Origin of the sequence: Xanthomonas arboricola pv. populi, from assembly GCF_002939945.1 — a bacterium.
Taxonomy (GTDB): Bacteria; Pseudomonadota; Gammaproteobacteria; order Xanthomonadales; family Xanthomonadaceae; genus Xanthomonas; species Xanthomonas arboricola_A.
Window position 1 is genome coordinate 176,723 of sequence record NZ_MDEB01000003.1, and the last position, 20,639, is coordinate 197,361.

The window sequence follows — 20,639 nt, forward strand, 5'->3', positions numbered from 1 at the left end:
TGGAGTTCGCCCGGATGATCCAACGTCGTCACTTCCTCAAGAGCGCCACGCTTGGTGCGATCGCTTCCGGTCTGGCCGGGTGGGGCGCACGTGCGCAGGCAGCCGTCGGTGCCGGTACGGGCGGACGCGTTACCGCGTTGCCGCGCGGCGCGGCGCGGGTGATTTCCACGTGGGATTTCGGCATTGCCGCCAATCAGGCGGCCTGGAAAATCCTCGGCAGCGGCGGCATCGCACTGGATGCGGTGGAAGCCGGCGTCCGGGTGCCCGAAGCGGACCCGAGCAATCCCACCGTGGGGCTGGGCGGCTATCCGGACCGCGACGGCCGGGTGACCCTGGATGCCTGCATCATGGATCACCTGGGCAATTGCGGCGCGGTGGCATCGCTGGAAGACGTGGTACACGCGATCTCGGTGGCACGCGCGGTGATGGAAAAGACCCCGCATGTGATGCTGGTTGGCGACGGCGCGCGGCAGTTCGCGCTGGAACAGGGCTTTCCGCAGACCAAGCTGCTCACGCCCAGTTCGGAAGCGGCGTGGAAAGAGTGGTTGAAGACCTCGAAGTATTCGCCGGAAGCCAATATCGAAAACCGCGCCTGGCGCGATGCCAAGCTGCCGGGTGGCAAGGACAACCACGACACCATCGGCATGCTGGCGCTGGATGCGCACGGCAACCTGTCCGGCGCGTGCACCACCAGCGGCATGGCGTGGAAGATGCACGGCCGGGTCGGCGACAGCCCGATCATCGGCGCGGGCCTGTATGTGGACAATGAGGTGGGCGGTGCGACCTCGACCGGCGTTGGCGAAGAGGTGATCCGCAATGTCGGCAGTTTTGCGGTGGTGGAAATGATGCGCCAGGGCAAGTCGCCAGCCGATGCCTGCCGCGAGGTGGTGATGCGGCTGATCCGGCGCAAGCCCGAACTCACCCGCACCTTGCAGGTCGGATTTCTGGCGATGAACAAGCGCGGCGAGGTGGGAGCGTTCGCGATCCAGAAGGGTTTCAGTTATGCGGTCTGCGATGCGCAGCGGCAGGATCTGCTGGTGCCTGGCGAAAGCCACTACACCACCGAGCCTGCAGCATGAGTGCGTTGGGGCTGGAAGTGGCCGCCGATTCGGTGGGGTCGGCCCTGGCGGCGCAGGAAGGCGGTGCGATGCGCGTGGAGCTCTGCGGTGGCCTGGATGGCGGCGGGCTGACGCCGTCGTTCGGCACGCTGGCGGTGGTGCGTGAGCGGTTGCAGATTCCGCTGTATGTGTTGATCCGTCCGCGCGTGGGCGATTTCGTCTTCGATGCGGCCGAGGTCGAGGTGATGCGGCGCGATGTGGAGCAATGCGTGCGGCTGGGCTGCGATGGCGTGGTGCTGGGGGCGCTGGATCCGCATGGGCAGGTCGACATTCCCACAATGCGGGTGTTGACCGCCGCAGCCGGGTCGCTGGGTGTGACCTTCCATCGTGCGATCGACGTCAGTGCCGATCCGCCGCGCGCGCTGGAAGATGCGATCGCGCTGGGGTGCGAGCGCGTGCTGACCTCCGGTGCGCGTGCGAGTGCGATGGAAGGTGTCGACACCATCGCTGCGCTGGTGCAGCAGGCGGGCGACCGTATCAGCATCATGCCGGGTGCAGGCGTGTCCGAGAGCAACGTGCTTGCGCTGCGCGCCAGCACCGGCGCGCGCGAGTTCCATGCCTCCTCGCGCGGGCCGGTTGCGGCGCAGGTGCATGCGCCGCATGCGTACATCTCCGACCTGGGCGGCGATTACCAGCGTACCGATGTGGCGCGTGTGCGGCGGATTGTGGGGTTGTTGCAGCAGATGTGAGGCGCTGTGTGCCGATTGTGGAGCACGTGATCTGGGGCCTTTTTGCAAGCTGTGGCTGGCAATTTAGGTGAAGCGAAGACGTAGCATGGGATCTGTAGCTTGGCTGCCGGGCCCTCGACCAACCAGGCTTTGTTGCGTTGAAACGGCGGCAAATCAATTGCGCAGCGCTGAGGACGCTGCGCGCTCGACCTATTCCGGACTGTGTGGCAGTGACGTCGTGTCATCCGCTTTGTTGCCAAGGCGTGTCGGATCCAGGACGACATGCTTGATGCGTTGGCGCTTCCAGGTGTAGCTGATATGGACCAGGCCATCGCGGGTCTGGATCACCGCCGGATAGGAGAACTCGTCCTTTGCGCTGTGTTCCAGCGTGAGTGCGCGTTGCCAGTGCACGCCGTCGGTCGATAGCGCCACCGCAAGCGTGCCGCGACCGTCCCACCAGTCCTTGCCGGCGATACCGGGGTTGTAGACCAGCAGGGCGCGGCCGTCGCGCAGCATCATCGCGTCGGTCCCGGCGTTGGGGTTCTCCACGTCCAGCAACTGCATCGGTTGCCAATGCAGGCCGCCATCATTGGAAAATGTACTGAACAGCTTGTTCTGCTGGCTGCGTCCGAGCACCTGCACGCGCCCGTCTGCATGCAGCAGGACGCTGGGCTGGATCGCGCCGATCACCGCCGGTTCGTTGAGCGGCATGCCGCGTTGCCAATGCGCGCCGTCGTCGTCGCTCCATTCCAGATGCGCACGCCAGCTACGGTCTTCGCTGCTGCTGGGTGCAAGGATGCGTCCATTCGGCAACTGCACCGGCTTGTTCTTGATCGGGCCGAGAATGCCGTCGGGCAGGCGCTGCGGTGGCGACCAGTGCGCACCGTCATCGCGTGAGCTGATGCGCAGGCCCCACCACTGCCGCGGATTGGGACCGAGCCTGTAGTACAGCTGCACCGGGCCGGTGCCAGACTGGAACAGCACCGGATTCCAGGCCGGCAGCGCGGCGCCATCCACGCCGGCATGCGCGCCGTCGGCGATACGTCGCGGCGGCTGCCATTGCTGCGCGCCGCGTTGTGCGAGCCAGATACCGACATCGGCCGCTCCCTCGTGCGCGCCGCCGAACCAAGCCGCCAGCAGCGTGCCGTCGCGGGTTTCCAATAGCGTGGAGGCGTGCGCCTGTGGCGTCGGTGCGGTGTCGGCGATGAACTCGCTGAGCACGATGGGCGAGCGCGGTGGCAACTGCGGCGATGTGCCCGATTCGGCCTGGACTGCGAAGGCGGCAAGGCCTGCGACCAGGCAGGTCAGCAGGCGTGACGGATGCATCGTGGTCCAGTCCTGTGCGGATTTTAAAGATACCTATTTATCATCTATTAAATACCATATGCTCTGGTCATCCCAGGCGGCCGTGGTCGCCGACCACTGCGAGGACCCGCGATGTCATCACACCCGCTCTCCCCGTTGCGCTGGCTGGCCGCCCTCGGCCTGACCGCGCTGACCCTGCCCACCGCCATCGCGCAGAACGTTGCCGAGGTCAAACCCTCGCCGCAGCAGGTGGCCTGGCAGGATCTGGAATTCGGCGTGATCGTGCACTTCAATCCCAACACCTGGCTGGACCAGGAGTGGGGTGACGGGACCGCCAGCGCCAAGACCTTCAACCCGACCAATGTGGACCCGGGCCAGTGGGCGCGCGCGGCCAAGTCGGCCGGTGCGAAGTACGTGATCCTGGTGGCCAAGCACCACGACGGGTTTGCGCTGTGGCCGACCGCCGAGAGCAATTATTCGGTCAAGAACAGTCCGTGGATGGGTGGCAAGGGCGACCTGGTCAAGCTCACCAGCGATGCGGTGCGCAAGGAGGGCATGGGCTTCGGTGTGTACCTGTCGCCGTGGGATCGCCACGAGCCCAAATATGCCGATTCCAAGGCCTATGACAAGTTCTACGCTGCGCAGTTGGTGGAGCTGGCCTCGCATTACGGCCCGATCACCGAGTGGTGGCTGGACGGCGCCGGCAGCGCCGGCCACGTGTACAACTTCGACAAGTACATGGAAGAGCTGCGCACCTATCAGGCCAATGCGATGGTGTTTGCCGACACCGCCTTGTTCGAGTACGGCGACGTGCGTTGGGTGGGTAACGAGGCCGGCTTCATCGAAGGCGAAAACTGGAACGTGATCGATCGCCATGGCTATCTGCGCTGGCGCCCGGTGGAAGTGGATACGCCGCTGCACAAGCTGCAGTGGTTCTGGCATCCCAACAGCGACCAGACACTCAAGAGCGTCGATGAGCTGGTGGAGATCTGGGAAAAGAGCGTCGGCCTGGGCGGCCAGCTGGTGCTGGGTCTCGCGCCGGACAAGCGCGGCCTGTTGCCGGAAGCCGACGTTGCACGCCTGCAGGAACTTGGCCAGGCGCTGCAGGCGCGCTACGGCGCAGACAGGAATCTGGTGGCCGGCAACATCAAGAAAACCGATGCTATCGACGCGGCAGTGGACGGCGATCGCGAGACGTTCTGGAGCGCGCCGGCCGGTTCGCATAGCGCGGTGCTGGAGCTGCAGTTCAAGCAGCCGGTGACCTTCGACAGTGCGCTGAGCATGGAGTGGATCAACGACGGCCAGCTGGTGCAGAAATACGCGGTGGAAGCCTGGCAGGACGGCAAGTGGGTGCCGCTGGCGAAGGCGCAGGCGATCGGCCGGATGAAGATCGATCACTTCGCGCCGGTGACCGCGTCGCGGGTGCGCTTGAACATCCAGTCCAGTGCGGATGCGGTGCATATCCGCGAGTTCCAGTTGTTCAATACCGGCAAGGGTACGGCGACGCGCTGAGCGCGGTTGATCGGGTTGTTGGCACGTAACGAACGTGCCGATGGCCCGGACCGGCTCCCGATCGGGAGCCGATTGGCCATGTGGTGACAGGTGGCATCGCCCAGCGGTTGCGCGCGGCCACAGTGCGCCTGCGCTGTCGCCGGCGCCGCGGCTGCGCTCAGGCGGCGCTGTCGTTGCGTTCCTGTGGCGGCAGCAGGATCTGCGGCTGCCTGGCCGAGTGGGTCTGGCTCAGGAAGGTCATCAGGTGCGCCGCTTCGGTGCTGCCGATCGGCTGGCCGGGGGCGGGCTTGCTGTGGACGTGTTCGGCGAAGGCGTGCTGGGTCTGCTCCGGCACCGCGGAGACAGGGTCTTGCGTAACGGTGGACGACGACATGAAACGCTCCTGGAACTCACGAACTGACCGTCGCCCGATGGAACGACGGGAATGCACCACTGCCTTCCACAACGGCGTGAGCCGGTGATCTTGCCTGGAATGCGATCGGTCCGATACCGCAATCGGTAGCAGACGCTGCGCGGGCAGCGGACGTCCAGATAGCGGCGCGCGCGCGGCAGTCTGAAGGCCCGTCAGTCCGGGAGCGCCCGGCGGGTTGCCTGGCGGTTGGTTTGGGCGTCGGCGGGCATGGACGTGCGGCTTGCGATTGCCACGCCAGGCCGGGCCGGACCGGTGCGCGATCGCCAGCGGCCCGCCACCCGCGTGCCCGTTACTCCTTCGGCGTAATCCACACCTGCTGCTGCAGGCCGCGCACGCCGGGCTTGGCGGTGCTGTCCAGGTCGAACACCACCACGCTGTTGTCGCCCTTGCGCTGGAACGGGGCCGGGAAATACAACGCCCGCTGCGGGCCGATGGCCCAGTGGCGGCCCAGGTTGACGCCGTTGGCCCAGGTCATGCCCTTGCCGAAGGCGCGCATGTCCAGATAGGTGTCGGTCGGTGTGCCGATGCGCAGGGTGCCGCGGTGGAAGGCGGGGCCTTGCACGGGCTTGCGGGTCCAGCCGCGGATGCTGTCGGGCGAGCGCATCGGCAGCGGGAAGGCCTGCCAACCGGTGAGCTGCCGGTTGTCCAGCAGTACCGGGTCGACCAAGCCGGCGCGGCCGTCGGCCATGCGCGGGCCGTAGTTGATGCGGCCGCTGTTTTCGACCAGCACATCCAGCGTGTGCTGGCCTGCAGGAATATCCACATCGGTGGAGACCTGCTGCAGCCGGCGTTCGACACTGCCGACCGGCTTCTGATCGACGTACACCCGCGCCACATCGCGCACCTCGCCCAGGTACAGCGGCCCCTTGCGCGGGCCGGTGACGGTGGTGCGGTAGAGGATGTAGCCGTAGTCCTGACCGAAGTGCTCCATCGGCTGCGGGGTGTCGATGGCGATCGGTGCGGGCAGGTTGTCCCACAGCGAGGCGGATTCGCGCAGTTGGGTGTCTGGCAGTGCGGCGATCGCGATCGGTTTCGGCAGCGCGGGCGGCTGCACGCCGGTGACGCGGGCGATGGCGTCGCGCATCAGTGCGAACTTGGGCGTGGGGCGGCCGGCTTCGTCCAGGATGGCGTCGTAATCGTAGCTGGTGGTCTGCGGCGCATAATGGTCGCTGGGATTGCCCTGGAAATTGGCACCATTCATGAAGCCGAAACTGGTGCCGCCGATGAACATGTAGAGGTTGGCCGAGTGGCCCTGGCGCAGGATCCACTCCAGCTCTTCGGTCTGTTGCCTGGCGTCGGTGCTGGCATGTGGCTTGCCCCAGTGATCGAACCAGCCGGCCCAGTATTCGCCGACCATGCGCGGTTGCCCGGGGCGGAACTTGATCAGTTTGTCGAAGGCGCTCTTGGCCTCGCCGGGGGCGAAGTTCACCACCGCCAGGGTGTCCGGCAAGGTGCCGTTGGCGAGCATGTCGGCGCCGTCGGAGGTGAACAGCAAGGCGTCGTCGAAGCCGGCCTTGACGTACATGGCGCGGTTGTCGGCCATGTAGGCGTGGTCGTCGTCGTAGGAGCCGTATTCGTTCTCGACCTGCACGGCGATGATCGGCCCGCCGTTGTGATTGAGCAGCGGACGTACCTGTTGGGACACGGCATCCAGATAGGCATGGCTGGCGGCGAGAAAGCGCGGGTCGCGGCTGCGCACGCGGATATTGTCCTTGCCGAACAACCAGGCCGGGTAGCCGCCGGCTTCCCACTCGGCGCAGGTGTAGGGGCCGGGCCGCAGGATCACGTTGAGGCCTTGCGCGGCGGCTTCGCGTACGAACGCGGCCACGTCGTTGTTGCCGGAAAAATCGAACTGGCCTTGCTGCGGTTCGACCAGGTTCCAGAACACGTAGGTCTCCACCGTGTTCAAGCCCAGTGCGCGCGCCTTCTGCAGGCGGTCCTTCCAGTAGGCGCGCGGGATGCGCTGGAAATGGATGGCGCCGGAGAGCAGTTGATACGGCTTGCCGTCACGCACGAACTGCGTGCCCTGGGTGCCGAAGCTGGGCCAGGTGTCTGCGTTGGTGTCGGCGGCACTGGCGGCGACGGGAAGCGCCAGCGCGAGGGCCAGGACGAGGGGGCTGAGGGTGCTGCGCAACATGGGCGATTCTCGGCGGTAACGAGTGACTGGTGACGATGGGGGTGGATTGGTTTTTGCGTGAGGCCGCTTGCGTGTTGGCCCTCATCCGCCCTTCGGGCACCTTCTCCCGCTTGCGGGAGAAGGAAAAGCAAGCCTCCCGCTTGCGGGAAAGGGAGGGGCAGCCTCCCATTGCGATCGGCGCGATGCCGGGCAAGTACGCTATGCGAACGAAGGCGGCAGATCCTCCTTGTTCGCGCCGAAGGCCGGATTCGGTTTGGCACCCATCGTGAATTCCAGCGTGCCGCCAGCGGCCAGATCGGCATGCCGCATCCAGCTGCGGTTGATCGGTTTGCCGTCCCAGGTCAGCGACTGCACATAGACATTCTGCGCGCTGCTGTTGTGGGCGACGATGCGCAGCGTGCGGCCGTTGCCGACATCGAGTTCTGCGCGCTTGAACAGCGGGCTGCCGAGGATGTAGTTGCCGCTGACCGGGTCCACCGCATACAGCCCGAGCGCACTGAGCACGAACCACGCGCTCATCTGCCCGCAATCCTCGTTGCCGGACAGGCCATTGCGCGCGTCGTGGTACTGTTCGCGCAGCAGCCGGCGCACCATCGCCTGGGTCTTGTACGGCTGGCCGGCATAGGCGAACAGATAGGCCACGTGATGGCTGGGCTCGTTGCCGTGCGCATACTGGCCGACCAGGCCGTCGATATCCGGTGGCGCATCGGCGGGCAGTTCGGAGCTGGTGGAAAACAGCTCGTCGAGCTTGGCGACGAAGCCGTCGCGGCCGCCGTACAGGTCCATGTAGCCGTACAGGTCGTGCTGGTTGAGGAAGCTGGCCTGCCAGGCGTTGGATTCTGTGAAGTCGCGCCACTTGCCGATGTGGCCCATGCCGCGCGGGTCGAACGGTGTGGCCCAGCTGCCGTCTTCCAGCCGCGCCTGCACGAAGCCGCTGTCGCGATTGAACACGTTGCGGTAGTTGCGCGAGCGCTCGCGCAGTGCGCGTGCATCGTCGGTGGCACCGGCGGCCTGCGCCAGATGCGCGCAGGCCCAGTCGTCGTAGGCGTATTCCAGCGTGCGGCTGACCGCTTCGTCCACCTTGTCGGCGGGGATGTAGCCGAGCTTGCGGTAATACGCCAGGCCGTGGGTGGTGTCGTCCATGGCGCGCTTGCGGTAGGCCGGCCAGGCGGCGGTGTAGTCGATGCCGGTGAAGCCCTTGGCATGCGCTTCGGCCAGCACAACCGCAGAGTGGTAGCCGATCATGCAGCCGGTTTCCACACCTTGCAGCGGCCAGATGCCCACGCCATCCGGGCATTCGTTGGCGCCGCGCACCAGGCATTGCAGCAGGTCCGGTACGCGCTCGGGCTGCACCAGGGTGAGCAGCGGATGCGCGGCGCGGTAGGTGTCCCATAGCGAGTAGGTGCTGTAGTTGTGATAACCCTTGGGCGCAGTGTGAATCTGCAGATCCATGCCGCGATAGCGGCCATCCACATCGCTGAAGAGGGTGGGCGCGAGCAGGCTGTGATACAGGCCGGTGTAGAAGATGCGGCGCTGCGCGTCGTCATCGCTGTCGATGCGTACGCGTGCCAGTTCCTTTTCCCAGGCGGCCACGGCCTGCGCGTGCACGCGGGCGAAGTCGAAGTCCGGCAGTTCCGCATCCAGATTGGCCAGCGCATTGTCGGCGCTGACGGCGGAGATGCCGACCTTGATCAGCAGCGGTGCGTCGGAGGCGTCGGGGTAGTGCAGTGCGGCCTTGAGGTGTACGCCGTCGACGCTGCGCGTGCCTGCGGCCAGCGGTTGGTCGTCGTTGTACAGCTGCACGTGTTTGAACGGCCGCGACAGCCGCATGGCGAAATAGATGTAGCGGCCCTGCGCCCACTGGTAGACGCGCCGGCCGCCAGTGAGGGTGCGCTCGTCGACCACGCGCAGGTGCGCGTCGGTGATGCGGGTGGGGATGCCGGGTTTGTCCTGCATGCCGTGGCACAGGTCCAGCAGCACATGCGCCGGCTTGCCCTTGGGGAAGTGGTAGCGATGCAGGCCGGCACGCGCGGTGGCGGTGAGTTCGGCATGCACGCCGCTGTCCTTGAGCCGCACGCGGTAGTAGCCGGGCGAGGCAGCTTCGTCGGCATGGTCGTAGCGCGAGCGGTAACCGCTGTCCGGTGCGTCGAGTGCACCGGGCACGAGCTTCACGTCGCCGGTGGCAGGCACCAGCAGAACGTCCAGCATGTCGCCGATGCCGGTGCCGGACAGGTGCGTGTGCGAGAAGCCCATGATCGAGCCGTCGGACGCGTGATAGCCGGAGCACGAATCCCACACCGCGTTGTAGGTGTCCGGGCTCAGCTGCACCATGCCGAACGGCAGCGTCGCGCCGGGGAAGGTATGTCCATGGCCGCCGGTGCCGATGAACACATCGACATGGCGGGTGAGCTCGGCGCGGGTGCGCGCATCGGCCGGCAGTGCGTAGTTGCCGGCGCGTGCGCGGGCAAGCCCGGGCAGGCCGGTGCTGCCGAACAGGGCTGCTGCGATGGCGCCTTGGAGAAAACCGCGTCGTGTTGCCATGGTGTGGTCTCTGAATTTGCGGGCCGATGCCGGGGGACCCTCATCCGCCCTTCGGGCACCTTCTCCCGGCGGGAGAAGGGAACATCAAGTGCTGCGCCGTTTCTGCCCGGGGTGGCAGATCGCGCGCTTCGAACCATCAGCTACTGCGCAGCAGCTGGGGCTTGCGTTGGTGCAGGTCGATGATCAGTTCGCCGAACAGGGTGTTGGCCCAGGCGAACCAGTCGCGGGTGAAGGTGCTCGGGTTGTCCTTGTCGAAGGCTTCGTGCATGAAGCCGGTGCCGGCATGGGTGGTCTTCAGCCACTGCAGGCATTGGCGCAGTTGTGCGTCGTCGTCGCTGACCAGTGCGTACTGGATGATCGACATCGGCCAGATCGTGCCCATGCCGCTGTGCGGGCTGCCGACGCCTTCGGCCGCACTGCCGCGCGAGAAATACGGGTTGCGTTCGCTCCAGGCCAGCTGGCGCGTGCGCAGGAACACCGGGTCGGCGCGGTCGCAGCAGCCCAGGTAGGCCAGGCTGAGCAGGCCGGGGGCGTTGGCGTCGTCGATGAACAACTGGTTGCCGTAACCGTCCACTTCGAACGCCCAGTACGCCTGCCCATCGGCGTCGCGTTGCTGGCCGAACTTGCGTGTCGCCGCTTCCACTTCGTCGGCCAGCGCGGTGCAGTCGGCGGCGAACTCGGCATCGCGGTGCAAGGCCGTGCTCATCGTCGCCAGCTGGCGCAGCGAGGCCACCGCGAACAGGTTGGCCGGCACGAACAACGGATACACGCAGGCATCGTCGGAGGGGCGGAACATCGAGTGGATCATGCCGTTGGGCCGGGTCGGCTGGCCGTAGCCTTCCAGCACCAGGGTCTCGGTCGCCAGCGGCGAGGGCCGCTGGAACACGTACGGGCCGCGGTTGTCCTTGCGCTGCTGTTCGCGGAAGGTCCTGACCACCACGTGCATCGCCGCGCGCCAGTCGTCGTCGAACGGGGCGCTGTCGCCGGTGGCGCGCCAGTATTCGTGCGCGATGCGGATCGGGTAGCACAGCGAATCGATTTCCCACTTGCGCTCGCCCACGCCGGGCTTCATCTCGGTGATGTCGTTGAGCGACCACTTCAGGCGCTGGGTCTGGCCATCGGGCAGGAAGGCGTTGGCATAGGGGTCGAGCCGGATGCACGCGGCCTGGCGCTGGATCAGGCCATGGAACATGCGTCGCAACGCGGGGTCGCGCCTGGCCAGCGGCACGTATGGATGTACCTGGGCGGAGGAGTCGCGCAGCCACATCGCATGGATGTCGCCGGTGATGACGAAGGTGTCCGGTTTGCCGTTGCGGGTGCCGGTTTCCACCGTGGTGTCGAGCGTGTTGGGGTAGCAGTTCTCGAACAGCCAGGCCAGTTCGGGATCGGCGATGCGCGCGGTGATCTGCACGATCTGCTGCTCGACCGCCTTGCTGACGAAGCGGCGCTGCGCCTTGGGCGGGCGCTTGCTGACGAAGTTGCCGGCGGCCGTGGAGGTGCCGGCGGCGAAGGCGGGCAGTGCGCCGGCCAGCAGGCCGGCGCCGGCGCTGGCGCCGAGCAGCTGAAGGATGTCGCGGCGGGTGTGCATGACCTGGAGCTCCCTGGGATTTCAGCAAGCGGTCGACGCAACGGGCACCCTTCCATCGACGGCATGACGTGCCCGGTGGATGATGAGACCTATGCATGACCAATTCTCGATGACCATACAACGTGTGCGCCGAACGTGCATAGTGCGTCCGCACAATTCGCTGCGGTATGCGTGGCCTGCGGAAGCGGGTGCGACGGAGCCGGCCACGACGTCTGCTGTCTCGTTACCATCGCCTTGCCGCCTTGCTATGGGCGTGGGCGCGGAAAAACCACAGCTGGATCCGGAGGCGCGTGCAGCGCCGAACACGCTGCCGACCGACATCGCCTGCGCTGCGGCGTGCCCAGTAGGCAGGCGCCATCGCCGACGCCGCGGCGGACGGCATCTTCGTCCGGCTCGCCGAGTGCGTGCGATGGTGGGGCACCGCGCCACCGGCATGTCGCCGCTGCTGACCACGCGCACGCGGGTATGCGCGCTGATGGCCTGGGGGATCAGCCCGGCCGGGTTGATGAAGCTGACCCGCCGGGCGTCCGGACTCAGCCGCTCGGCCAGGCGCGCCCGGTCGAGCGCCACCGGTACGTGCGCAAGGCCTTGGCCACGCCGCGGGGGCCGGTGGTTTGCCGGCTGGAATGACCGTTGCCGATCGGTGGCCATACAGCCGATGTCTGCGGGTAGTTGGCGGCCGCGTTGCTTACTTCGGCAGCGGCGAACGCCCCTGAATTGTCAGCGCGGCCGCTGCACCGGGTGCGCTGGTGCCTGGCTGCCCGCCACCGACGAACAACTGATAATCGCCGGCTTCCACTGCACGCTGCCCGGCGCGATCCACATCGCTCAAGGCGCGCGCATCCAGGGTGAAGCGCAGCGTGCGCTGCTCGCCCGGTTGCAGATGCACACGCTGAAACCCGACCAGGCTGCGCAACGGAGACTGCGGCCGATCCGGATATTGCAGATACACCTGCGCCACCTCGTCGCCGGCACGCGTGCCGGTATTGCGTACGGTGGTGGTCACCTGCAACGGACTGCCAGCTTGCAGGGTTGCAGTGGACAGCTGCGGCGCGCTGTAGGCAAAGCGGGTGTAGCTCAAACCGTAGCCGAACGGAAACAGCGGCTCGCCCTTGAAGTAACGGTAGGTGCGGCCCTTCATGTCGTAGCTGATGTAGGGCGGCAGGTCCTTGGTGGAGCGATAGAACGTCACCGGCAGGCGCCCGCCGGGGCTGTCGTCGCCGGCCAGCATGCGCGCGATCGCGATGCCGCCTGACTGGCCCGGATACCACGCCGCCACGATCGCATCGGCATGCGTCCTGGCCCAGTTCAGGGCCACTGCGCTGCCGCTCATCAGCACCACCACCAGCGGCTTGCCGGAAGCCTTGGCGCGTTCCAGCAGCGCCTGCTGCGGGGCGGGCAGGGCGATGTCGTTGCGGTCGCCGCCGTCGAAGCCAGGTACGTCGATACGCAGTTCCTCGCCTTCCACATCCGGCGACAGGCCGACGAAGGCCACCACCGCATCGGCTTGCGCCACCGCCTGCTCGGCCTCGGCCAGTTGCGCCGCCGCCGGTGCCAGCCACTCCAGGCGCACGCCCTGATCCTGGCCGCGGTGTTCCATCTCCAGGCGGATCCTGCGCGGGCGGGCGTCGTCGAAGTGCAGCACGGTTTCCACGCTGCGGCCGTCGGCATTGTGCATGCCGGCCGGCACGTGCTTGTCTTCGGCATTGCCGGCGACCACCAACTTGTCGTCGATGTACAGCCGCACCGGATCGTGGCCGGCGCAATCGAAGCAGCGCGCCACCCGCACCGCCAGCGTGTAATCGCCCGCGCTCGGTGGCAGCAACTCGCCGCTCCAGCGCACCGCGTAGCGATCGGCCGGCACGCCCTTTGCGGGGGTGACCTGGTCCCAGTTGAAACTCACCGTGCGATCCTGCCGCACCACGCGCGGCGCACCGTTCAGATCGACAGTGTCGAAATATTCGCCACGCAAGCCCGGCTTGCCGTCGCTGCGCAGCGCGGTTTCCGGAATCATGCCGGGCACGCCTGCGGCCAGCGGCGCGCCTTGCGCATAGCTGACCTGCTGCACGCCGAAGCGCTGGCGCAGGCCGAGCAAGGGCGTCACCGGCTCGGACGAGGTGCCTTGATAATTGGCTTCCAGCGCCGCCAACGCATCGGCATTCGGGCCGATCACCGCCAGCCGCGTGCCGGCCTTCAGCGGCAAGGTGTCGGCCTGGTTCTTGAGCAACACGATCGACTCGGCGGCCGCTGTCAGTGCCAACGCACGATTGGCGGCGTTATCGATGTCCCTGGCGCCAAGCCGCGCGTACGGATCCTTGCGCGGCGCTTCCAGTTCGCCCAGGCGATAGCGCGCCGCGAACAGGCGCACCAGCGACTGGTCGAGCAGGGCTTCGTCCACTTCGCCGCGTTCGATGGCCGTGCCCAATGCGCGATACGCGTAGCCGCAGTTGAGATCGTGCCCGGCCTTGAGCGCGGCGGCCGAGGAGCCGGCATTGTCGGGGCGGAAGTAATGGAACTGGGTCATGTCGTCCACCGCGTCGCAGTCGGACACCACAAAGCCCTTGAAGCCCCAGTCGCCACGCACGCGGCCATTGAGCAACCAGTCGGCCGCGCAGGCCGGCGTGCCGTGCAGCGAGTTGTACGCGCACATCACCGAGCCGGCCTGACCGTCTATCAATGCGGCGCGGAAGGCGGGCGTGTAGGTCGCCTCCACATCGCGCGGCGACACGTCCACATCGAAGCTGTGCCGGCCCGGCTCCGGGCCGCTGTGCACGGCGATGTGCTTGGGCGTGGCGATGGTGCGCGGGTGATTGAGGTCCTCGCCCTGCAACCCGCGAATGAAGCCCACCGCCAGTTGCCCGGTGAGAAAGGGATCCTCGCCGTAGGTTTCCATGCCACGGCCCCAGCGCGGGTCGCGGAAAATATTGATGTTGGGCGACCAGATGGTCAGGCCCGCGTAGCGCTTGTGATCCTTGCCAGGCCCGCCGGCCTGATTGAACTTGGCGCGCGCCTCGGTCGACACCACCGCGCCCACCTGCTGCATCAGCGCGGTGTTCCAGCTCGCGGCCAGTCCGATCGCCTGCGGAAACACCGTCGCATAACCGTTACGTGCGATGCCGTGCAGGCCTTCGCTCCACCATTCGTAGGCGGGGATGCCCAGGCGCGGAATCGCCGGCGCATCGTTCATCGCCTGCGCGACTTTTTCCTCGCGGCTCATCTGCGCGACCAGCGCGGCAGCGCGTTGCTCCGGTGTGCTGTTGCGGTCGGCGTGCGCGATGCAGGGCAGGCCCAGGCTCAGGCCCAGTGCCATGGCAAGACGCGATACAAACACGGATGACATCGATTCACTCCTGCGCAGCGGCGAGATTCGCCCGGCGTTGTTCTGGTGTTGCCGCAGGGGGCTGCGGCGGGTTGAGGATCTGGCGTGGCGGCGTCACGCACGCCAATGGGTGTGGTGGCTGTTGCCAGTACTGCGGGCCCTCATCCGCCCCTGCGGGGCACCTTCTCCCGCCAGCGGGAGAAGGACACCCAACGCGGGACGAGGCCACGCGAGGAAGGAGAGGCGCGCGCCTGTGGGAAAGTGCACGCATGACAGGACATCAAGTCCTCTCCCCGCGCGCGGTAGATGCCATGCGAAAGTGCGAAAGAGCACGTATGACAGGAAACCACATCCGCTGGAGACGCCATACGCGGAACAAGCGTGTGCCTGAGCGGACATCACGTCCTTCTCCATGCGCTGCGGGAGCCGCCATACGCTGGAGCCGCCATACGCGGAAGAACCCATACGCGGAAGACGCGCATCCAAGACCGGACATCGAGTCCTTCTCCACGCGCTGCGGGAGCCGCCATACGCTGGAGCCGCCATACGCGGAAGAACCCATACGCGGAAGACGCGCATGCAATACCGGACATCGAGTCCTTCTCCCGCCTGGCGGGAGAAGGTGCCCGAAGGGCGGATGAGGGCCGTCTCGCGGGTCATTTCGCCGCCGCTGCCTCCGTTGGCTCCGGCGGAGCGCCTGCCAGCGTCGATGCCAGGTCGCGCACCTGCAACGCAGACTGCACCTGCGCCATCGGCAGCTTGCTGGACACGTGCACCGTCAGCGGTTCGCCCGGCAGCAGGTCGAAGGCGTTATCGGCCACGCTAACGTCCACATCGCCGAACGACAGCCACACCTCGCGCGCCAACGTGTTGCTGGACAACGTCAGCGCGTAGCCATCGCCATCGGCGCGCCACTGGCTGTCGATCTTCGCGGTCGGCAAGGCCAGCTGCTTGGCCGGCGCGAAGAACACCACTGCGCGCGACAGCAGCTTGTCGCCGTCGAACAACTCGAACACCGCGTAGCTGCGCTTGGGATCGGCGCTGCCCAGCAGTTGCTTGTCGCTGAAGTTGCCCACCTGCAGGCTGCTGAGCGGTTTGACGGTGGCCTTTTCCTCGCGCTTGCTCAGCAGCTTGCCGTCCATGCGCATGACCCGCATGCGCCAGCGGGCCGCCAGCGGGGTGGTGCGGTCGGAGACTAGCGACACCTCGGTTTGGCCCTTGTCGTTACGCAATGCGGCGATCAGCTCCGGCGCGTAGAAGCGGCGTGCGTGGTAGTGCAGCGCCTTCCAGCGGCCGTAGTAGTCCACGCTGGACCACGACGCACCCGGCCACACATCGTTGAGCTGCCAGTACAACGAGCCCATCGATTGCGGGCGCGAGGCGCGTAGATGCGAGGCGGCCAGGTTGATGCCTTCGGCCTGCATCAGCTGGCTCAGGTAGACGAAGCTCTCGAAGTCCTTGGGCTCGCCGAATTCGCGCCGGATGTACAGCATCAGCCGCTTGTTGCCGTTGCCCTTGTCGAACTTCTGATGCACGCGCATCACCGGCGATTCCGGATCCATGTCGCCGGGTTCGGCGAAGGCACGCACGGTGCGCATGTCCGGGAACGACTGCAGGCCGTATTCGGACATGAAGCGCGGGGTGACGTTGAGGTATTCGGTCACCGGCAGCGCGGGGCCGCCCCAGACCTTCCAGTAATGCATGTCGCCATCGTTGGCCTGGTCGGCGGCGCCGTCGAAGTTGGTGCCCGGCGAGGTGGACCAGTACGGCACGTCGCTGTCGTAGGTGGCCACCACTTCGCGGAACACGGTGCCGAACAAGGTGGTCATGCCGCGCTCGATGCGGCTGCGTTCTTCCGGGTCCACCGACTGCTTGAACTTGACCCGGTCGCCCCAGTTTTCCCAGCCGGTCTGCACTTCGTTGTTGCCGCACCACAGCACGATGCTGGGGTGGTCGCGCAGGCGCTTGACCTGTTCGATCGCCTCCTGCCGGGTGTTCTCGCGGAACTCCACGTCGTACGGCGGCACCGCGCCGCCGAACATGAAGTCCTGCCAGATCATGATGCCCAGCTCATCGGCCACCTCATAAAAGCGGTCGTCCTGATAATGCCCGCCGCCCCACATGCGCAGCATGTTCATGTTGGCATCGCGCGCGTCCTGCAAGGTGCTGCGCATGCGCTCGGGGCTCACGCGCGCGGGGAACGCATCCAGCGGGATGAGATTTGCCCCCTTTGCAAAGATCGGGATGCCGTTGATCACGATCTCCATGCTCTTGCCGTACGTGTCTTTCTCGCGCCGCAGCTCCACCGAGCGCAGGCCGGTGACCCGCTTGATCTGCTGGCTGTCGCCATCGGCATCGCGCACGCTGGCCACGAAGGTGTAGCGGTCCTGCGCGCCGTAGCCGGCCGGGAACCAGCGCTTGGGCTGGGCGATCCGCACCGGCAGATCGATGCGGTTCTGCCCCGGGTCGACCACCGCCTGTTGCGTGAATTGCCCCACCTTCTGCCCATCCGGGCCGACCACGTCCAGCGTCACCTGCACCGGCCCGCTGCGGCCGGCCTGCAGTTCCAGCTGCGCCTGCAGCTGCGCGCTATCGGCGTCCACGCGTTGCTGGGCGATATGCAGCCCGTCCACGCGCACCGCGTCCCAGGCTTCCACACGCACGTCCTTCCAGATACCGGCATTGACCATGCGCGGGCCCCAGTCCCAACCGAAGTTGTACGGCGCCTTGCGCACATAGGTGGAGCTGTGGCGCGACTCGGGCTCGTCGCCGAAGGCGGAATCGTAGGCGCCCGGCAGCGCGTACGGCTGCTTGGCCAGCCACGGCTGGATCTTCTTGATCGGCGAGAACAGCCTGACCTCCAGCACGTTGTCGCCGCGCTTGAGCAGGGATTTGGCGTCCACGCGCCACTGCCGGAACATGTTGTCGGCGCTGAGCAGCGGCTTGCCGTTGAGGGTGACCTCGGCAAACGTATCCAGGCCGTCGAACACCAGCTCGACATGCGCGCGCTTGAGCGTGGCCGCATCCACGTTGAAGCGGGTCTGGTACTGCCAGTCGCTCAGACCCGCCCACTGGATCTTGCCTTCGTTGTCGCGATAGAACGGGTCCGGCACGATCTTGGCGGCGATCAGATCGGTCTGCACCGCGCCCGGCACCTGCGCCGGCAACCAGGCCGCCGCTTTCGGATAGGTCCTGGCCTGTTCCTGGCCCGGCACCAGCCGCACCTGCCAGCCGCTGTCCAGGGGCGTTGCGGTGGGCGGGGCGGCCCAGGCCTGCGAAACGGCAACGGCCAGGGCAAGCCCGAGGCGGGCGGGGGCGGGAACGCAACGACGACGGGACAGGGGCATGGATGACTCTCCTTGGATGGATCAGCGCGTGGCGGCGGGGGGCGCCTGCGCGGTGGTTTCAATCAACTGGACGGCGCCGATGGCATACAACGGGCCGCGAATCGGCGCGGTGAAGCGCAGGCACAGATCGTGGATGCCGGTGCGTGCAGGCAGTGCGGTTTCCAGCGTGAACTGTTCGCCCAGCGTGGCGCTGTTGGGCAATTGCACGCTGGCGATCAGCTCGCCCTCGCAGCCCTGGCGCACTTCCAGCTCGCCGCGGCGGCTCTGGGCCGGGTACTGCACCACCTTGGATTGCTCGTGCGCCAGGCCGAAGTTGTTCGGCAGGCGTGCGGCCTCGATGCGGATCGCGCGGACGCCGTCCAGGCGCGCCTGCGGATAGAGGCGGCAGGCATGGAACAGGTCGACGTTGTAGACCGGCGTATCGGCAGCGGCCAGTTCCGGCAGCAGCGGCAGGCGCAGGCCGAGCGCGCCTGTGTCAACGCAATCGCGCAGGCCCTGGGTGTCCATGCGCAACAGGCCGGCACGATCGAACGTGCGGCTGCGCGTGGCCGCCAACGCGGTGCCGCCGGCATCGAAGGCGGTCGCCTTGACCGTGGTCGGCAGCTGGATCGTAAACGGCGCCTCGTAGCGCGGCGATGCCGGCGTGGGATCGCTGCCGTCGACGGTGTAGCGTAGCGTGCCCGCACCGGCCTGGGTGCCGAGCGCCACCTTGGCCGGGCCACCGGCCAGCACCGGGTTGGGTCCGCTTTCCAGTGCGATATCGGCGGCGAAGGCGCCGTCGCTGTAGTCGATGCCCAATGCCTTGTAGCGCTGCAACTGCGCCGGCATGCGCGCCAGGAAATCCTTCCAGTTGCGTGCAGCCACCGGCGACCAGGTCACTTCCGCGATGGCGGACAGACGCGGGAACAGCGCGTGATCGATATGCCACCTGGATGGAATGTATTCGGCCCACAACGCGCCTTGCGCGCCGAGTACATGCGTGGACTGCTCGGCGCTGAGTTCACCAGGCACCGGGTCGAAGGCGTAGACCTTGGACAACGGCAATATGGTCAGGCGGCCGTTGGGTTCGTCGCTGCGCGTGGTCTGCAGGTTGTCCAGATACAGCCAGTCGCCTGGCGCAAGCACCACATCATGGCCTTGTCTGGCCGCCGTCACCGCACCTTCGATGCCACGCCACGACATCACCGAGGCACTGGCCGGCACGCCGCCCTCGAGGATTTCATCCCAGCCGATCATGCGCCGGCCGTGCTGGGTGAGGTATTGCGCCAGTTGCGCGTTGAACCAGCCCTGCATCGCATGCGCGTCCTTGACCCCGAGCTTGCGCATCTGCGCGCGCACCGCAGGCGAGGCTTCCCATTGATCCTTGATCGCCTCGTCGCCACCGATGTGGATATACGCCGACGGGAACAAGGTCAGCACCTCATCAAGCACATTGGTGATGAAGCGCAGGCTGCGCTCGCTGGTGTTGAACAGGTACGGATTGACGCCCCAGTTCACACCGACCTGCGTGCGCTGGCCGGGCACGCCGACGTCTTCCGGATACGCCGCCACCGCGGCCTGCGCATGCCCGGGCATGTCCAGCTCCGGCAGCACGGTGATGTGCAGGCGCGCCGCGTAGGCGACGATCTCGCTGATCTGCTGCTGGGTATAGAAACCGCCATAGCGCTCCGGTGTGCCGTGCTGGCCGGCGCCGGGCGGGGTGCGCCAGGCACCGACCTCGGTGAGTTTGGGGTAACGCTTGATCTCGATGCGCCAGCCCTGGTCGTCGGTGAGATGCCAGTGCAGCACATTGAGCTTGTGCGCGGCCATCGCATCGAGCACATGCTTGACCGTGGCCACATCGTGGAAGTGGCGTGCCGCATCCAGATGCTGGCCGCGCCAGCCAAAACGCGGCCAGTCGCGGATCGCCACCGCCGGCACGGCGACATCGCCCTTGCGCGCGTCCGGCGTCATCAGTTGCCAGGCGCTGATCGCGCCATAGAACAGGCCCGCGCCATCGCGCGCGGCGATGCGGATGCCGTTGCCATCCACGTCCAGGCTATAGCCTTCCCTGTGCGCCACCGGCGCCTGCGGTGTGCGCTCCAGGCGGATGCTGTGCGGTGAGGCGCTGGTTTCGGTGCGCACTTCCAGGGTCAGGCCGCGGGTGCGTTGCAACAGGCTGGCCAGCGACTCGGCGCTGCGGCGCACCTCGGCATTGCCGGTGGGAATGGAGATCACCGTGCCGGTGCCGACGCGAAAGCTGCCGGTGCCACGCCTGGCTTCGGCCGGGGCGGGAATCAGCGGCAGCGGCGCAGTGGTCGCAGGCAGTGTCGAGATGGTGCGGGGATTGGCCGCAGCCGGCGCGTTCGCCGTATCGCGTTGGCCGCAACCGGCCAACACCATCGCCGTAAGCGCCATCGCAAGCAGGCGCGAGCACGGTCCGTGCGATGACGGCAGGCGCGACGATAGGCTGCGCGGCGACGGCTGCCTGGATAACGGTGAGCGCACGCTCGGTGCGGAGTTCGACATCATGCAATCACATCCCGGTGTGGCGAGGGAAATACGGCAGCCACGCACAGTAGCAAAGCCGTGCCGGATGGCGCAGGGACTGGCGCACGCTTCGCCGGGGTGCGCGATGTGTGGTGTCCTGCAGCGATCGCGCATTCGCCTCATTCGCTGCAGGAGGGGCGCGGGCAGTGCATGCGTCGGCTTG

The 20,639-nt window shown here is 66.9% G+C and carries 11 protein-coding genes; 3 read left to right on the forward strand and 8 right to left on the reverse strand.

The genetic code is table 11. The features are described from left to right. The first annotated feature begins 14 nt into the window (after positions 1 to 14). Positions 15 to 1,079 carry a N(4)-(beta-N-acetylglucosaminyl)-L-asparaginase gene (locus tag XaplCFBP3123_RS10180; protein WP_104534236.1) on the forward strand — a complete coding sequence of 355 codons (1,065 nt, stop codon included), beginning with the start codon at positions 15 to 17 and terminating at the stop codon, positions 1,077 to 1,079. Continuing rightward, positions 1,076 to 1,807: a copper homeostasis protein CutC gene (locus tag XaplCFBP3123_RS10185; RefSeq protein ID WP_172453194.1), complete on the forward strand. Its 732-nt coding sequence runs from the start codon at positions 1,076 to 1,078 to the stop codon at positions 1,805 to 1,807. The genes XaplCFBP3123_RS10180 and XaplCFBP3123_RS10185 overlap by 4 nt, the downstream gene beginning before the upstream one ends. A gap of 189 nt (positions 1,808 to 1,996) precedes the next feature. On the opposite strand, the gene XaplCFBP3123_RS10190 is transcribed toward XaplCFBP3123_RS10185, so the two are convergent. Next, positions 1,997 to 3,112 carry a sialidase family protein gene (locus XaplCFBP3123_RS10190; RefSeq protein ID WP_104533943.1) on the reverse strand — a complete coding sequence of 372 codons (1,116 nt, stop codon included), beginning with the start codon at positions 3,110 to 3,112 and terminating at the stop codon, positions 1,997 to 1,999. A gap of 111 nt (positions 3,113 to 3,223) precedes the next feature. Between XaplCFBP3123_RS10190 and XaplCFBP3123_RS10195 the strand changes: the two genes are divergently transcribed. Continuing rightward, the gene (locus XaplCFBP3123_RS10195) at positions 3,224 to 4,603 is read left to right on the forward strand and encodes an alpha-L-fucosidase (protein ID WP_104533944.1); all 1,380 of its coding nucleotides are present in this window, start codon (positions 3,224 to 3,226) and stop codon (positions 4,601 to 4,603) included. A 157-nt stretch (positions 4,604 to 4,760) separates the two neighbouring features. Here XaplCFBP3123_RS10195 and XaplCFBP3123_RS10200 read toward each other — a convergent pair whose 3' ends face one another. The 7 genes from XaplCFBP3123_RS10200 to XaplCFBP3123_RS10230 form a co-directional block, all read right to left on the reverse strand. Then, on the reverse strand, positions 4,761 to 4,976 hold the full coding sequence (locus XaplCFBP3123_RS10200) for a hypothetical protein (RefSeq protein WP_104533945.1): 216 nt from the start codon (positions 4,974 to 4,976) through the stop codon (positions 4,761 to 4,763). A 328-nt stretch (positions 4,977 to 5,304) separates the two neighbouring features. Next, the gene (locus XaplCFBP3123_RS10205; RefSeq protein ID WP_104533946.1) at positions 5,305 to 7,152 is read right to left on the reverse strand and encodes a glycoside hydrolase family 35 protein; all 1,848 of its coding nucleotides are present in this window, start codon (positions 7,150 to 7,152) and stop codon (positions 5,305 to 5,307) included. Between the two features lie 198 nt (positions 7,153 to 7,350). Continuing rightward, positions 7,351 to 9,693, reverse strand: a complete 2,343-nt coding sequence (locus XaplCFBP3123_RS10210) for a GH92 family glycosyl hydrolase (RefSeq protein ID WP_104533947.1) — start codon at positions 9,691 to 9,693, stop codon at positions 7,351 to 7,353. 136 nt (positions 9,694 to 9,829) lie between these two features. Further along, the gene (locus XaplCFBP3123_RS10215) at positions 9,830 to 11,281 is read right to left on the reverse strand and encodes a glycoside hydrolase family 125 protein (RefSeq protein WP_104533948.1); all 1,452 of its coding nucleotides are present in this window, start codon (positions 11,279 to 11,281) and stop codon (positions 9,830 to 9,832) included. A 688-nt stretch (positions 11,282 to 11,969) separates the two neighbouring features. Then, positions 11,970 to 14,621, reverse strand: coding sequence for a glycoside hydrolase family 3 C-terminal domain-containing protein (locus XaplCFBP3123_RS10220; RefSeq protein ID WP_104533949.1), 2,652 nt, complete (start codon positions 14,619 to 14,621; stop codon positions 11,970 to 11,972). A gap of 635 nt (positions 14,622 to 15,256) precedes the next feature. Next, on the reverse strand, positions 15,257 to 17,947 hold the full coding sequence (locus XaplCFBP3123_RS10225) for a beta-mannosidase (protein ID WP_172453195.1): 2,691 nt from the start codon (positions 17,945 to 17,947) through the stop codon (positions 15,257 to 15,259). A gap of 21 nt (positions 17,948 to 17,968) precedes the next feature. Continuing rightward, positions 17,969 to 20,458, reverse strand: a complete 2,490-nt coding sequence (locus tag XaplCFBP3123_RS10230) for a family 20 glycosylhydrolase (protein WP_253254185.1) — start codon at positions 20,456 to 20,458, stop codon at positions 17,969 to 17,971. Positions 20,459 to 20,639 lie beyond the last annotated feature (181 nt).

Excerpts from the sequence above, each read along its gene's own strand:
- XaplCFBP3123_RS10180 (WP_104534236.1), top strand. The coding sequence starts at position 15 with ATGATCCAACGTCGTCACTTCCTCAAGAGCGCCACGCTTGGTGCGATC.
- XaplCFBP3123_RS10185 (WP_172453194.1), top strand. The coding sequence starts at position 1,076 with ATGAGTGCGTTGGGGCTGGAAGTGGCCGCCGATTCGGTGGGGTCGGCC.
- XaplCFBP3123_RS10190 (WP_104533943.1), bottom strand. The coding sequence starts at position 3,112 with ATGCATCCGTCACGCCTGCTGACCTGCCTGGTCGCAGGCCTTGCCGCC.
- XaplCFBP3123_RS10195 (WP_104533944.1), top strand. The coding sequence starts at position 3,224 with ATGTCATCACACCCGCTCTCCCCGTTGCGCTGGCTGGCCGCCCTCGGC.
- XaplCFBP3123_RS10200 (WP_104533945.1), bottom strand. The coding sequence starts at position 4,976 with ATGTCGTCGTCCACCGTTACGCAAGACCCTGTCTCCGCGGTGCCGGAG.
- XaplCFBP3123_RS10205 (WP_104533946.1), bottom strand. The coding sequence starts at position 7,152 with ATGTTGCGCAGCACCCTCAGCCCCCTCGTCCTGGCCCTCGCGCTGGCG.
- XaplCFBP3123_RS10210 (WP_104533947.1), bottom strand. The coding sequence starts at position 9,693 with ATGGCAACACGACGCGGTTTTCTCCAAGGCGCCATCGCAGCAGCCCTG.
- XaplCFBP3123_RS10215 (WP_104533948.1), bottom strand. The coding sequence starts at position 11,281 with ATGCACACCCGCCGCGACATCCTTCAGCTGCTCGGCGCCAGCGCCGGC.
- XaplCFBP3123_RS10220 (WP_104533949.1), bottom strand. The coding sequence starts at position 14,621 with ATGTCATCCGTGTTTGTATCGCGTCTTGCCATGGCACTGGGCCTGAGC.
- XaplCFBP3123_RS10225 (WP_172453195.1), bottom strand. The coding sequence starts at position 17,947 with ATGCCCCTGTCCCGTCGTCGTTGCGTTCCCGCCCCCGCCCGCCTCGGG.
- XaplCFBP3123_RS10230 (WP_253254185.1), bottom strand. The coding sequence starts at position 20,458 with ATGATGTCGAACTCCGCACCGAGCGTGCGCTCACCGTTATCCAGGCAG.